We start from the raw sequence: 12,584 nt of genomic DNA, 5'->3' as shown, positions 1-12,584 counted from the left end.
CAGCGAAGTCTATTAGGCCTGCGCGGGTGCTATTCCCCGGATGACCAGGTCGAGCAGGTGGCCGGCCCGGTCGGCGTCCTGGCCGCTGGCCAGCGCGACGCCGTTGATCAGCGTCAGCAGGTCGGAGATGTCCACGTCGGCGGGCACCGAGCCGTCCGCCTGAGCCCGCTCGAGCAGCAGCCGGCCGGCCGAGCGGATCCGGACGTGACACTGCGAGCCGTGTTCGGCGCTCATCACCAGCGCCGGGCCGAGGCCGTGGACGGTGGCGATATGGCCGACCATGCCGTGCAGCCAGATCGTCAACGCCTGCAGGGGTTCCGGGTGATCCCTGAGCTCCTCGGCCCGGGCGCAGACGCCGGCGATGCTGCTCTCGAAGACGGCCTCGAGGAGCGCGACCCGGCCGCCGAAATGGCGGTGCAGGGTGGCCGAGCCGACCCCGGCGCGGCGCGCGATCTCCTCCAGCGAAGCCTCGGCTCCCTGCTCGGCGACCACCTCGGCAGCGGCCGCGACCATCAGCTCGCGGTTTCGCCGGGCGTCGGCTCGCACGATCGGGCTCCTTGCATAAGTGGGGTGGTACCCCATATCGTACCAGGAGTTAACCGGGGTGCCACCCCACTTATTCTCTCGTGAGGAGCAGCAGATGCGGATCGGACTGGCGTTCGGGGATGCCCGCAAACAACGCGATCTGGGCGCGATCAGCGCGCAGATCCGGACGGCCCGCGGCATCGACACCGCCTGGCTCACCCAGGGCCCGAACCTCGACGCCCTGCTGACCCTGGCCACCGCCGGCACCGCCGCCACCGGCAGCGCGGCCTCGGTCGAGCTCGGCACCGCGGTGGTGCCGTTCCCGCAGCGGCATCCATTGGTGCTGGCGAGCCAGGCACTCACCGTCCAGGCTGCGACCGGCAACCGGCTGACGCTGGGGATCGGCGCCGGCATCGCACTGATGGTCGGTTCGATGTTCGGGCTGCCGATCGGCCGGCTCGCCGGCTCCGCGAGTACTTGGAGGTACTGCGGCCGCTGCTTCGGGGCGAAGCGGTCAACCATCACGGCGAGACGCTGACCGCGGTCGGCTCGGTGGCCATCGAAGGAGCCGTCGCGCCGCCGGTGCTGGTCGCCGCCCTCGGTCCGGCCATGCTCAAGGTCACCGGCGAACTGGCTGACGGCACGATCACCTGGATGACCGGCCCCAGGACGCTCGAGACCCACGTCGTACCGTCGATCACGAAGGCGGCGCAGGGCCGTCCGGCGCCGCGGATCGTTGCCGGGCTGCACATCTGCCTGACTGCCGACCTCGAGTCGACGCGCACGCAGTACGCCACCGACTTCGCGCTGTCCGGCCAGGTGCCGGAGTACCGGGCCGTGCTCGACCGCGAAGGCGTCGACGGGCCGGCCGAGATCCTGATCGCCGGCGACGAGAGCGCGGTACGCAAGGAGCTGGACCGGCTGCGTGACACCGGGATCACCGACCTGATGCTCGCACCGATCGGTACGCCGGCCGAACAGGCGCGGACGACCGAGTTCGTGTCTACTATCGGCGGGTGACGGTTACTGACGCGCACGGGGCGGTCGACGCGGTCTGGCGGATCGAGTCGGCGCGGATCATCGCGGGTGTCGCGCGGATCGTGCGGGACGTCGGCCTGGCCGAGGAGCTGGCGCAGGATGCGCTGGTGGCGGCGCTGGAGCAGTGGCCGGAGTCCGGCGTACCGAACAATCCTGGCGCCTGGCTGATGGCGATCGCCAAGCGCCGGGCGATCGACCTGATCCGGCGCAAGGAGACCTACCAGCGCAAGCTCGCCGAGATGGGGCACGAGCTCGAGATCGACGGCGACAGCGTCGAGGACGACGTGGAGGCGATCCTCGAGGACCACATCGAGGACGACCTGCTGCGGCTGGTCTTCACCGCGTGCCACCCGGTGCTGACCATGGATGCCCGCGTGACGCTGACGTTGAAGCTGCTGGGCGGACTGAAGACCGACGAGATCGCGCGCGCGTTCCTCGCGCCGGAGCCGACCATCGCGCAGCGGATCGTCCGGGCCAAGCGCAACCTGGCCAAGGCCGAGGTCCAGTTCGAGGTACCGTCCGGGCCGGATCTGCTGGATCGGCTGTCGTCGGTGCTCGAGGTCGTCTACCTCATCTACAACGAGGGGTACTCCGCGACCGCGGGCGACGACTGGATGCGTCCGGCGCTGTGCAACGAGGCGATGCGGCTCGGGCGGCTGCTCGCGGAGCTGATGCCGACCGAGCCCGAAGTACTCGGCCTGCTGGCGCTGATGGAACTGCAGTCGTCGCGGGCCAACGCCCGCATCGGACCCGACGGCGAGCCGGTGCTCCTGCTCGACCAGGACCGCCGCCGCTGGGACCGCCTGCTCATCCGCCGTGGCCTGGAAGGCATCGACCGCGCCTGGGCGCTGGAGAAGCCGCCCGGCCCGTACCTCCTGCAGTCCGCGATCGCCGCCTGCCACGCCCGGGCCGCCGACCCGGAGGACACCGACTGGGCCCGGATCGCCGGGCTGTACGCCGTACTCGCGCAGGTCACGCCCTCGCCGGTGGTCGAGCTCAACCAGGCGGTCGCCATCTCGATGGCATTCGGCCCGGAGCGCGGCTTGCAGGCCGTGGACGCGCTGGCCGACGACCCGTCGCTGAAGGACTACCACCTACTGCCGAGCGTGCGCGGCGACCTGCTGTTCAAACTCGGCCGCCTCTCCGAAGCCCGGGAGGAATTCGAGAAGGCGGCCGCTCTGACCCGCAACGAACGCGAACGAAAACTCCTGCTCGAGCGGGCCGCAGCCTGCTAGCTGTGACTAGCTGCGCGACTAGCTGTGCCTGCGGGCCATCCAGGCTCCGACGCCGAGGGCTACCGCGCCTCCGATGGCTGCGGTTGCCTTCGGGTGGCGCTTGCCGATGACCGGGAGCTGCTTCACCGCGCCCGGGAGCTGCTTCGCGGCGCCGGGGAGCTGCTTCATCGCGCCGGGGACTTCCTTCATCTTCTGGCCGGCCTGACCGGCGGTCTCCTTGACGCGGTGCGGAACGTTCAGCCGGCGACTGAGCTCCTGCACCGTGTCCGCGAGATGCTGCCGGGTCTCCTCGAGGTCGACGCGCAGCGTTTCGCTGTCGGACATCGGCTCGCGGTGGGCTGCGTTCTTGGTGGTGCTCATGACGTGACCTTTCCTTCCGGCTGGTGTCCCTTGAGTGCTTCCAGGTCCTCGTGCACGCCGTCGACGGCACGATGCGGTACGGGCGGAGTGGCGCGCGTGACGTGCCGCTTGCCGAGCAACGCCGCGACGGCTGCTATCGCGAACAGCACCGCGGCGATCGTCAGGGCCGACAACCAGGCGGGCCACGCGGTGGCCAGGCCGAGCACGGCTGCGGCAATCAGCACGCCGAGTCCGTAGACCGCGACCGTGCCGGCCCCGCCGAAGAGCCCGGCGCCGACTCCGGCCTCCTTGCCCTTCTCCTTCAGCTCGGCCTTCGCCAACTGGAGCTCGTCGCGAACCAGCCGGCTCAGGTCGCTGGTCACCTGGCTCACCAGCGCGCCGACGTTGTCGTCGTGGTTGTTCAGCCCGGCATCGTGCCGGGCGAGTTGCGGACGTACCGTCATGGGCCGCCTCCCGTACTCGGCTGACGACCCGGTACCCGATCCACTTCACGCTACGCAGCCGAGGGTCCGGCGAACTGTCATCCGGGGTTGCACAGTGCGAGCGGTTGTGACCTACGTCACAGATAGTCGAGGGAGGATCCTCACGCTCGACGCAGGGGTGAGACCGTCACCCACCAGGAGGAACCATCATGAACACCGTCGTTTCGAAGGACGGCACCACCATCGCCTACGACCGGCGCGGGAACGGGCCGGCGCTCGTTCTCGTCGACGGCGCGCTCTGCTCCCGCGCCCAGGGCCCGATGCCCGCGGTCGCCGAGGCGCTCGCCGACCGGTTCACCGTCTACAACTACGACCGGCGCGGTCGCGGCGACTCCGGCGACACCGGCCCGTACGACGTCGACCGGGAGATCGAGGACCTCGCGGCCGTGATCGAGGCGGCCGGCGGATCGGCGTACGTCTACGGCTCGTCGTCCGGCGCGGCGCTCGCGCTCCGGGCCACGGCCGCCGGTTTGCCGATCGAGAAGCTGGTCGCGTTCGAGCCGCCGTACGTCGTCGACGACAGCCGCACCCAGATCCCGCGCACCTGGGTCGCCGACCTGCAGGCGCTCGAGCCGGGCGACGCGATCAAGTACTTCTTCACCAAGGGGATCGGGCTGCCCGGGATCTTCGTCACGATGATGAAGCTGATGCCGGCCTGGAAGCCGATGAAGGCGATCGCCCACACCCTGCCGTACGACGCGCAGGTCGTCGGCGACAACTGCTTCGGCGACCCGATGGACGCATCCCAGTGGGCGTCGATCCAGCAGCCGGTGCAGGTGGTGAGCGGCGGCAAGAGCCCGGCGTGGATGAAAACATCCACCCGTGCGCTCGCCGACGCGATCCCCGGCGCCGGGCACACCGAAGTACCGGGTCAGAACCACGTGATCAAGGCGACCGCGATCGCCCCCGTGATCGCGGACTTCTGCCGGTGATGCGGATCGCCCGGCCATCACAATCGCGCCCGCCCGGCCCCGCTGAGCGGGAACCGGGCGGGCGCGATCGATCGTGATGGCGTGGCGATCCGCCTTCTCAGGCGCCGGTGATCAGGGCGCCGGCGCCGGCGCGGGCCGCGTCGAAGCGGGCCTGGGCGTCGGCCCAGTTGACGACGTTCCACCAGGCCTTGACGTAGTCCGGCTTCACGTTCTTGTACTGCAGGTAGAACGCGTGCTCCCACATGTCCAGCATCGCGATCGGGGTCTGGCCGGCCGGCAGGTTGCCCTGCTGGTCGTACAGCTGGTGGATCAGCAGCCGGCTGCCCAGCGCGTCCCAGCCGAGGATGGCCCAGCCGGAGCCCTGGATCGTGGTCGCGCTCGCGGTGAAGTTCGCCTGGAACGCGTCGAACGAGCCGAAGAACTCGTCGATCGCGGCGCCGAGCTCGCCGTCCGGCTTGTCGCCGCCGTCCGGCGACAGGTTCTTCCAGAAGATCGAGTGGTTGACGTGCCCGCCGAGGTTGAAGGCAAGCGTCTTCTCGAGCCCGACGATCGATCCGAAGTCACCCTTCTCGCGGGCCTCGGCCAGCTTGTCCAGGGTGTCGTTCAGACCCTTCACGTAGGTCGCGTGGTGCTTGTCGTGGTGCAGCTCCATGATCTCGCCGGCGATACTCGGCGCGAGCGCGCTGTAGTCGTAGGGAAGATCGGGAAGCGTGTACGTGGTCAACTCTGCTCCTTCGTCGGGGCCCCCTGGGGCCGGTATCTCCGATGTCCTGTTGTCAGCGGCACCAGCTTGAAACTTGAACCACGGTTGAGGTCAAGGAACCACGCTGACGAACGCGGCACCCACCTCGACCCCGGTGCCCGATGCCACGTCACTCACACCGGACACCCCCAGCTTCACATACTCCGCCCAACGGCCCGCGAGGGGTCTCACCGAGGCTGATGAAGGACTTTCAGCTCCGCGCGGAGGGCCTCGGCGAACACCTCCGGCCGGTCGGCGAAGCCGGTGTGGCCGCCGGGGAAACGGGTGGGTTCGATGCCCAGCTGAGAGGCGAGGGCCTCGGAGGTTCGCTCACAGAGCTGAGCGGTCGAATCGGCGCCGATCCCGATGACGACGTTCGCCGTACGCAGCTTGTCGAGGTCCGGCGTCCAGGTGATCGTCTCCCGCATCTCATGGGAGAACCAGAACTGCTCGGCCGCGACCTGCTGCGGGTCGCGTTCGCCGCTGAACATCATCTCGACGACCTTGTCCGGTACTCCGAGATTGGCCAGCCGGAAGAACTGCTGCCAGGCCCCGACCACGTCACCGGCCAGGTAGTCGGTCATCAGCTTCTCGGACTTCGCCAGCAGCTCGTCGCCGTCCTCGACCAGCCGGTCGAGCGGCGGCTCGTGGGCGATCACCGCGCCGACGAGGTCCAGGTCCAGGTGCTCCTGGGCGAGCGCCAGCACGCTGACCGCTCCCCCGCTCGAGCCGAGTGCGATGGCGGGCCCGGCGTCGATGTGCCGGATCAGCCGGGCCAGGTCATCGGCCCGCTGGTCGGGTCGCGACGTACCGCCGGGATCGAGAGTGCTTCGCTTGATCCCCCGCGGATCGGTCGTCAGCACGGTGTAGTCACCGGCCAGCAGGTCGGCCAGGGGTGCGAACGAGTCCGCGTCCATCGGCGCGCCGACCAGGACCACCAACGGTCCTGATCCGCGCACCTCGTAGTACAACTCCGCCTCGGGGACCTTCAGTGTGTTGGTCATGCCACCTCCACGAACGACGGTGGCACGAATGGACACTCAGTTCTGGAAGATGTCCGAGTCCGGGCCGAAATCGGCCTCGTCGACGACCCGGCGTACCTCGACCTCGTCGCGGAGCGCCTCGGCCAGCCGGGCGGCCCACTCGATCGCCTCGTCGCGGTTGCGCACCTCGACGACGATCACGCCGCCGACCAGCTCCTTGGTCTCGGCGAACGGACCGTCGGTGACCGTACGCCGGCCGTCCTCGACCTTCACCCGGGCGCCGAGCGAGCTGCGGTGCACGCCCTCCGCGAACAGCAGCACACCAGCCTTCGACAGGTCCTCGACCACGTTGCCGACCCCCTCCGCGACCTCCGGCGGCGGCAACTTCCCGGCCTCGCTGTCGGCGTCGGTCTTGTTGATGATCATGTAGCGCATCGCTGCTGCTCCTCGTCGTGTCGATCGATCACTTACTCTCACGTCGAGCGGGTGGCCACCAGATCGACACGCGAACTCAAATCATCGGAACTGCCGGCTCCCCTCATTCGTTACATCGCTAGTCGGCGGTTGCCTCGGCGATCGACCTGGGCGCGCGCACCTGCGAGAACTGCAGGTTGCCGGCCGGCATCATCCAGGTCATGACCTCGACCGCCAGGCGGCCGGCGCGCACCGCCGGGTCGGCCTCGGCGTGCCGGCGGGCGGTGGCGGCGTCGACCGACCAGACGGAGAAGCCGCGATAGCGCTCGTCGTCCTGGTCGGCCAGCGGGCCGCGAGCCAGCACCAGTCCGCGATCCTGCAGGTCGGCGCCGTGGGCGAGATGGCGGTCCTGCAACTCGGCGGCTTCGTCGTCCGTCATCACCGGTGCGTCCGGGCGCAGCGTCAGCAGGATCACGGTGTAGCGGTCGAAGCGCATGCGGCCAAGCTACCGAGCATGGTCTTGGCGAGCGAGGCCTCAGCTCCGTGCTGACGCTCAGTTGGGTTGGTCGCCGTTGGGGTTGTAGGCGCAGGCGTCGACGAGGTTCTGGGTGGGGCCCGGGGGTGGGGTTGTGGTGGTTGTGGTCGGCTTGCGGGTGGTGGGGGTGGGGGTGGTCGGCGTGGCCGTCGGGGGCGGGGTGGATTCGAGGGCGTTCTCGACGGTGTCGCGGAGGGCCTGGTAGTCGGGGTGGAGGTACTTGAGGCGCAGCTTCTCCGGGTCCAGCGTGACGTTGGAGACGGTGCCGGCCTTGACCTTGAGCGCCAGCTGGACCATCGCCGGGAGCAGCTCCTGCGGGATGTCCGTCCGGAGCAGATGCCGGCCGGCCTTCGCGATCGCCTTGTACTTCGTCACGAGGGTCTGCGGATCCGCCGCGTCGACGATGCTCTTGATCACGCACCGCTGCCGGATCTGCCGCTGGTCGTCGTCGGCGCCGTACCGCCCGCGGGCGAACCAGAGCGCGTGCCGTCCGTCGAGGTGCTGGTTCGGGCCGGGCTCGATCCATTCCTTCGGCGGGATGTGCGAGCTGCTGATACCGCCCATCGCGACCCGCTCGTTGACGTTGACCTTGATCCCGCCGAGCGCGTCGACGATCTCCGGGAAGCTCTGCAGGTTCACCTGGAGGTAGTAGTCGAGCTTCAGCCCGATCGCCTCACCGACCGACTGCTTGACCACGTCGGCGCCCTCGTTGTCCGACGGGCCGAGGATGCCGGGATGCGCGTCGGGGATGTTCTGGTACATGGCGGTCAGCATCCACTCGAGCCGGCCGTCGAGGCTGAGCCCCTCCTTGCCGAAGCCGTTGGGGTAGTACTTGTACAGCGGCGAGTCCTTCGGGAACGGCATGAAGGTCAGGTTCCGCGGCAGCGAGATCAGCGCGGTGTTGCCGGTCCTGGTGTCGATACTCGCCACGATCACCGTGTCGGTCCGCACCCCCTCCCGGCTCGGCGCGTCGTCGCCGCCGAGCAGCAGCAGGTTGAGCCGCGGCTTGTCCTCCCACGGGTCCTTGACGTTGACCGTCGTCGGCCGGGTCGCGGACCTGGACTCGCCCTGCGCCTGGAACACGTCCTGCACGAGCGTTCGCTGCGCGAGCACACTCTGTACGCCGATCGCAGCCGGCGCCGCGATCGCGAAGCAGAGGATCCCGACGAACCCGGCCCCGAGCACCCGCCCGCCTCTGCCGCCCGTTGCCGGACGCAACGACCGGTGCGACGCGACGACGACGACGATCCAGCCGAACGCGACCGCGCCGATCAGCACCGACGTCATCAGCAGCCGGCTCGGTACGACGGCGGCGGCGAGGACCTCCTCCCGCCGGGTCAGTCCGACGTACACACCGAGGCCGACGAGCCCGAGGAACAGGGTGAGTACGAACGCGCCGATCCGCCGGCGGCCACCGACGATCAACCCGAGTCCTGGAAGCAGTGCGCCCAACAGGGTCAGCCCCAGCAACTTCGGCACCGATCGTGGCCGTCTCGTCGCCGCGCGCGCACGTCTCCCCATTGGCTCCCCTGTCGCCGTCCGCTTCCAGTGTGCGTCAAGTACCACACCCTGTACCTCTTCAGACGTGTTACAGCGTTAATCGGTTGTCAATCGCCGGGCACCGGCCGGTAGGTTGACCGATCGTGCAGATTCTGGTGCTGGGCGGAAACGGGTTTGTCGGACGCGCGATCGTCGAGGACGCGCTGGCGCACGGAGCGGAGGTCGCGTCGTTCAGCCGGGGCAAGAGCGGGTCACCGCTCCCCGCGGAGGTCACGGAGCTGGTCGGCGACCGGGAGACCGGGGACTACGACGCGCTGCGGACGGGCGAGTGGGACGCGGTGGTCGACCTGAGCGGCTTCCGGACCCGAGACGTCGACCAGGCGATGGACGTCCTCGGTGACCGGGGCGGGCGGTATGTGTTCGTCTCAAGCCACGCCGTGTACGTCCGCGATCTGCCGGCCGGGACCGATGAGAACGCGCCCCGCCGCGAGCCGATGCGCGATGCCGAAGTACTGACGAACGACACGTACGGTCCCTGCAAGGTCGCGTGCGAGGACGACGTTCTGGAGCGGTACGGCGATCGGGCAACGATCGTCCGTCCGGGCCGAGTGACCGGTCCGGGCGACTCGTCCGGTACTGCGTTGTACTGGATCCGCCGGGGTGCTCGTGGCGGACGGGTTGCGCTGCCGACCAAGCCCGAGGCGCCGCTGCAACTCATCGACAGCCGCGACGTCGCGCGACTCGTGGTGCAGCTGATCACCGACGAGCGGGCCGGCGCGTTCAACGCGATTGGCCCCGACTCCACGATCGCCGAGCTCATCGAGGTCGCGGCAGACCTCTCGCACACCACGGTCGACATCGTGCCGATCCCGCTCGACGCGGTCCCGCCGCGCTTCCCGTTGATGGACCCGGAAGCGGAGTGGGGCGAGCGTCGCCGTAGCCCGGCGAAGGCCCGCGCGGTCGGCATGCCCGTCACCCCGCTGCGGACAACGGTGGCCGACGTCCTCCAGTGGGACCTCGACCGCGGTACGCCTGAGCTCAGCCTCGGTCTGACGCCCGAGCAGGAAGCACAGCTCCTCGCGCAGCAGTAGCCGTTACTCCGGCAGCGCCAGCGTCCTGCCTGCATCCCGCGCCGCGTTGATCGTGCGAGTCAGCGTGTCCTTCAGCGCCGTGGCCTCGTCGGTGAAGCCTTGGACGATCGATGTGTCGCCGACCGGTTCGGTGCGGGCGAGGAGTTCGATGTAGCGGTCGCCGTCTTCCAGGGCCGCCTCGGCGCGGAGCGCGGCGTCGGCGGAGCGGACCCGGTCGGCGTACCGGTCGAGGAGATCGACCTTGCGTTTGATCGCATCGACGGAGAGCGCGAGGGCGCGGCGCTGCGGTCCGAGTACGGCGTCCAGCTCGGCGGTCTCCATCCCGCGAGCGATGTCCTTCTGCCGCGCACGCAGTACTGTCTGCTCCCGCAGCACCTGCGCGATGTCCCAGAGTTGCTCCGGGAGAACCAGCTCGTTCTTCACCTCGTCGAGCAGCCCGCGGCGAGTAACTGTTGCCTCAAGCACCGTTTTGACCGCACGCTGCGCACGCCCGAGCAGCCGCGCCGCGGCCTCGTCGAAGTCCTCCGGCAGCAGGTACTTCCCGTGCTGGAGCCGGACCGCCTTGTGCCCGCGGTCCTCGACCATCGACTTCACCACGATCCCGCCGGTGGCGAGTACGGCGATGCCGGCCAGCACGACCGCCGCCCAGGCCGCGACCGCGGTCGGCAGCGTCGCAGCCATCACGATCAGCGCCAGGATCCATCCGCCCACGCACACCGCAAGCCACACGAGCAACGTGCCGAACGTGTTCCCGGGCGCCACCGACCACGACGTCTGCCGTTTCGGGCGGGCCGCATCGGCCGCGACGAACAACTCCGGCCGATGCTCGTACAACCGCCGTACACCCACAGGCACACCCGGCGCGAACACCGGCTCCATCGCCACCTCCGGGAGAAGTCGTCAGCACTTAGAGTAGCCGCGCGGAGAGCCCGTCGAGGAAGACGTCGAGGCCGAACTCGAACAACTTGTCCAGGTCGTATTCATAGTCGAACCCGTCCGCGAGCAGTTCGCGGAACGCCGGCAGATCGCCCATCGCGATCATCGCGCCCAACTTGTCGGCCTGCTCCGTGACCCACTCGTCGGCAGTCACGCCGGTGTCCTGCTCGGCCTGCGCCTCGGCCTCCATCACCAGCGCCACGCCGCGCACGTACGCGAACAGACTGATCATCGTCGACAGCGCCGCACTCTTCTCGAAACCTTGCAGCGCCCGCAGCACCGCATCCGTGTGCGGAAGCAACCGCGGCACCAGCTGCGGCCGGCTCAGACTGATCGCACTCGCGAGCCACAGATGCCGCCGGTACGCCGCCCAGTGCACCCGCGCCACCATCGCGATCGCCTCGCGCCAATCGTCCGGCGGCGTCCCGAGCGGGAACTCCGCGATCGCCGCGTCGACCATCCGTACGACGAGCGCGTCCTTGCCGCCGACATACCGGTAGAGCGCCATCGTCGACACCCCAAGCTCGCTCGCGATCCGCCGCATCGACAACGCGGCCAGCCCTTCGGCATCCGCGATCGCGATGCCCATCCGCACGACCTCGTCGCGATTCAGCTCCGGTTGCTGATCCGTTTGCTGATCCGGATGCCGGCCCGGTCGCAGCGCGCGGCGCGCAGCCCGGGGAGGTGGACCGACCACCGTCCCGACACCGGGGCTCGGATGCACGAGCCGCTCGGCCTGCAACGCCTGCAAGGCCTTCGTCGCGGTCGCCATCGCCACTCCGAAGTCGCGCACCAGCGCCCGCGTCGACGGCACCCGATCCCCCGGCTTCAGTTCACCCGCCTGAATCCGCCGTCGCAGCTCGGCGGCGATCATTTCGTACTGCGTCATCCGACCCTCCCGAAATAGTGCACATACAATGTACGCGCACTATCCGGAACGATACTCGTGCTGACAGGTCAGCTTAGGTAAGGCTATCCTCTGTCGCATGCGGGAGACGATCGGGCTGACCGGCGACGAGCTGAGCCTCGGGTACCACGGCCGGCGCGTCGTCGACGGCGCCTCGCTGCACCTCGAGCCCGCCCGCGTGACCGCACTCGTCGGTCCCAACGGCAGCGGGAAGTCGACGCTGCTGCGCGCACTCGCCCGTCTCCATCACCCCGACGCTGGCAGCATCACCTTTCCCGGCGGCGGTAACGCGCTCGACCTGTCGGCGAAGGAGTTCGCCCGCAAGGTCACGCTGCTCTCGCAGTCCCGGCCGACCCCGAACGGCGTGAGCGTGCGCGACGTCGTCGGGTTCGGACGTCATCCGCATCGCAGCCGCTGGCGCAACGACGACGCGGACGGCCCGCGCGCGATCGAGCACGCGATGACGGTCACCGGTGTCACGTCGATGGCCGAGCGTGCGGTCGACGAATTGTCCGGCGGCGAACTGCAACGCGTCTGGCTCGCAACCTGTCTCGCGCAGGACACCGGCGTACTCCTGCTTGACGAGCCGACCACGTTCCTCGACCTGCGGTACCAGATCGAGATCCTCGACCTGATGCGCGAGCTTGCCGACGAGCACGGGGTCGCGGTCGGCGTCGTACTGCACGACCTGAACCAGGCCGCTGCGGTAGCGGACCGGATCGCACTACTCGATCAGGGACGGGTGCGTGCGACCGGTACGCCGGACGAGGTACTGCGAGCGGACGCGCTCACCGAGACGTACGGCATCACCATCGAGGTCGGCACCGATCCGGCCACCGGTCTGGTCACCACTCGCCCCATCGGCAAGCACCTGTCCCGCGTCACGACTACCTGAAGGCACTCT

The 12,584-nt window shown here is 69.3% G+C and carries 14 protein-coding genes and 1 pseudogene; 5 read left to right on the top strand and 10 right to left on the bottom strand.

Features of this window, described 5'->3' with window-relative positions:
* Positions 1–12 precede the first annotated feature (12 nt).
* Positions 13–546 carry a TetR/AcrR family transcriptional regulator gene (locus EV653_RS30085; protein WP_202871891.1) on the bottom strand — a complete coding sequence of 178 codons (534 nt, stop codon included), beginning with the start codon at positions 544–546 and terminating at the stop codon, positions 13–15.
* Between the two features lie 94 nt (positions 547–640).
* On the opposite strand from EV653_RS30085, the pseudogene EV653_RS30080 reads away from it, so the two are divergent.
* Both EV653_RS30080 and EV653_RS30075 read left to right on the top strand, forming a co-directional pair.
* A pseudogene (locus EV653_RS30080) lies at positions 641–1,545 on the top strand (TIGR03564 family F420-dependent LLM class oxidoreductase).
* Positions 1,542–2,798 carry an RNA polymerase sigma factor gene (locus tag EV653_RS30075; RefSeq protein ID WP_134107720.1) on the top strand — a complete coding sequence of 419 codons (1,257 nt, stop codon included), beginning with the start codon at positions 1,542–1,544 and terminating at the stop codon, positions 2,796–2,798. Before EV653_RS30080 ends, EV653_RS30075 begins: the two are co-directional and overlap by 4 nt.
* An 18-nt stretch (positions 2,799–2,816) precedes the next feature.
* Here the strand turns inward: EV653_RS30075 and EV653_RS30070 are convergent, their stop codons facing one another.
* Positions 2,817–3,158, bottom strand: coding sequence for a DUF3618 domain-containing protein (locus EV653_RS30070; RefSeq protein WP_134107718.1), 342 nt, complete (start codon positions 3,156–3,158; stop codon positions 2,817–2,819).
* Positions 3,155–3,601: a phage holin family protein gene (locus EV653_RS30065; protein ID WP_134107716.1), complete on the bottom strand. Its 447-nt coding sequence runs from the start codon at positions 3,599–3,601 to the stop codon at positions 3,155–3,157. Before EV653_RS30065 ends, EV653_RS30070 begins: the two co-directional genes overlap by 4 nt.
* Before the next feature lie 188 nt (positions 3,602–3,789).
* Between EV653_RS30065 and EV653_RS30060 the strand changes: the two genes are divergently transcribed.
* Positions 3,790–4,572 (top strand): alpha/beta fold hydrolase, encoded by a 783-nt coding sequence (locus EV653_RS30060; RefSeq protein WP_134107714.1) that lies wholly within the window; start codon positions 3,790–3,792, stop codon positions 4,570–4,572.
* Positions 4,573–4,669: 97 nt separating this feature from the next.
* On the opposite strand, the gene EV653_RS30055 is transcribed toward EV653_RS30060, so the two are convergent.
* The 5 genes from EV653_RS30055 to EV653_RS30035 all read right to left on the bottom strand — a co-directional run bounded on the left by EV653_RS30055 (position 4,670) and on the right by EV653_RS30035 (position 8,725).
* Complete coding sequence (locus EV653_RS30055; RefSeq protein WP_134107712.1) at positions 4,670–5,296, bottom strand: superoxide dismutase; 627 nt, start codon at positions 5,294–5,296, stop codon at positions 4,670–4,672.
* 206 nt (positions 5,297–5,502) lie between these two features.
* The gene (locus EV653_RS30050) at positions 5,503–6,318 is read right to left on the bottom strand and encodes an alpha/beta fold hydrolase (RefSeq protein ID WP_134107711.1); all 816 of its coding nucleotides are present in this window, start codon (positions 6,316–6,318) and stop codon (positions 5,503–5,505) included.
* 36 nt (positions 6,319–6,354) lie between these two features.
* Positions 6,355–6,732, bottom strand: coding sequence for a YciI family protein (locus EV653_RS30045; protein WP_134107709.1), 378 nt, complete (start codon positions 6,730–6,732; stop codon positions 6,355–6,357).
* Positions 6,733–6,850: 118 nt separating this feature from the next.
* The gene (locus tag EV653_RS30040) at positions 6,851–7,207 is read right to left on the bottom strand and encodes a YciI family protein (protein WP_134107707.1); all 357 of its coding nucleotides are present in this window, start codon (positions 7,205–7,207) and stop codon (positions 6,851–6,853) included.
* Between the two features lie 57 nt (positions 7,208–7,264).
* Positions 7,265–8,725, bottom strand: a complete 1,461-nt coding sequence (locus tag EV653_RS30035; RefSeq protein WP_238160537.1) for an LCP family protein — start codon at positions 8,723–8,725, stop codon at positions 7,265–7,267.
* Between the two features lie 164 nt (positions 8,726–8,889).
* On the opposite strand from EV653_RS30035, the gene EV653_RS30030 reads away from it, so the two are divergent.
* Entirely contained in the window at positions 8,890–9,837 is a 948-nt protein-coding gene (locus tag EV653_RS30030) for an NAD-dependent epimerase/dehydratase family protein (protein ID WP_134107705.1), read from the top strand.
* A 3-nt stretch (positions 9,838–9,840) separates the two neighbouring features.
* Here the strand turns inward: EV653_RS30030 and EV653_RS30025 are convergent, their stop codons facing one another.
* Complete coding sequence (locus EV653_RS30025; protein ID WP_238160536.1) at positions 9,841–10,716, bottom strand: hypothetical protein; 876 nt, start codon at positions 10,714–10,716, stop codon at positions 9,841–9,843.
* Positions 10,717–10,744: 28 nt separating this feature from the next.
* The gene (locus EV653_RS30020; protein ID WP_134107702.1) at positions 10,745–11,662 is read right to left on the bottom strand and encodes a GntR family transcriptional regulator; all 918 of its coding nucleotides are present in this window, start codon (positions 11,660–11,662) and stop codon (positions 10,745–10,747) included.
* Between the two features lie 97 nt (positions 11,663–11,759).
* On the opposite strand from EV653_RS30020, the gene EV653_RS30015 reads away from it, so the two are divergent.
* Positions 11,760–12,575: an ABC transporter ATP-binding protein gene (locus EV653_RS30015; RefSeq protein ID WP_134107700.1), complete on the top strand. Its 816-nt coding sequence runs from the start codon at positions 11,760–11,762 to the stop codon at positions 12,573–12,575.
* The last annotated feature ends 9 nt before the right edge of the window (positions 12,576–12,584 follow it).

Source organism: Kribbella pratensis, from assembly GCF_004365355.1.
GTDB lineage: Bacteria > Actinomycetota > Actinomycetes > Propionibacteriales > Kribbellaceae > Kribbella.
This window is presented reverse-complemented; position numbering and strand designations above follow the sequence as displayed.

What these genes read in the sequence shown, in the direction of transcription:
- EV653_RS30045 (WP_134107709.1), bottom strand. Translation starts at nt 6,732, where the DNA reads ATGCGCTACATGATCATCAACAAGACCGACGCCGACAGCGAGGCCGGG.
- EV653_RS30070 (WP_134107718.1), bottom strand. Translation starts at nt 3,158, where the DNA reads ATGAGCACCACCAAGAACGCAGCCCACCGCGAGCCGATGTCCGACAGC.
- EV653_RS30050 (WP_134107711.1), bottom strand. Translation starts at nt 6,318, where the DNA reads ATGACCAACACACTGAAGGTCCCCGAGGCGGAGTTGTACTACGAGGTG.
- EV653_RS30025 (WP_238160536.1), bottom strand. Translation starts at nt 10,716, where the DNA reads ATGGAGCCGGTGTTCGCGCCGGGTGTGCCTGTGGGTGTACGGCGGTTG.
- EV653_RS30060 (WP_134107714.1), top strand. Translation starts at nt 3,790, where the DNA reads ATGAACACCGTCGTTTCGAAGGACGGCACCACCATCGCCTACGACCGG.
- EV653_RS30065 (WP_134107716.1), bottom strand. Translation starts at nt 3,601, where the DNA reads ATGACGGTACGTCCGCAACTCGCCCGGCACGATGCCGGGCTGAACAAC.
- EV653_RS30015 (WP_134107700.1), top strand. Translation starts at nt 11,760, where the DNA reads ATGCGGGAGACGATCGGGCTGACCGGCGACGAGCTGAGCCTCGGGTAC.
- EV653_RS30020 (WP_134107702.1), bottom strand. Translation starts at nt 11,662, where the DNA reads ATGACGCAGTACGAAATGATCGCCGCCGAGCTGCGACGGCGGATTCAG.
- EV653_RS30040 (WP_134107707.1), bottom strand. Translation starts at nt 7,207, where the DNA reads ATGCGCTTCGACCGCTACACCGTGATCCTGCTGACGCTGCGCCCGGAC.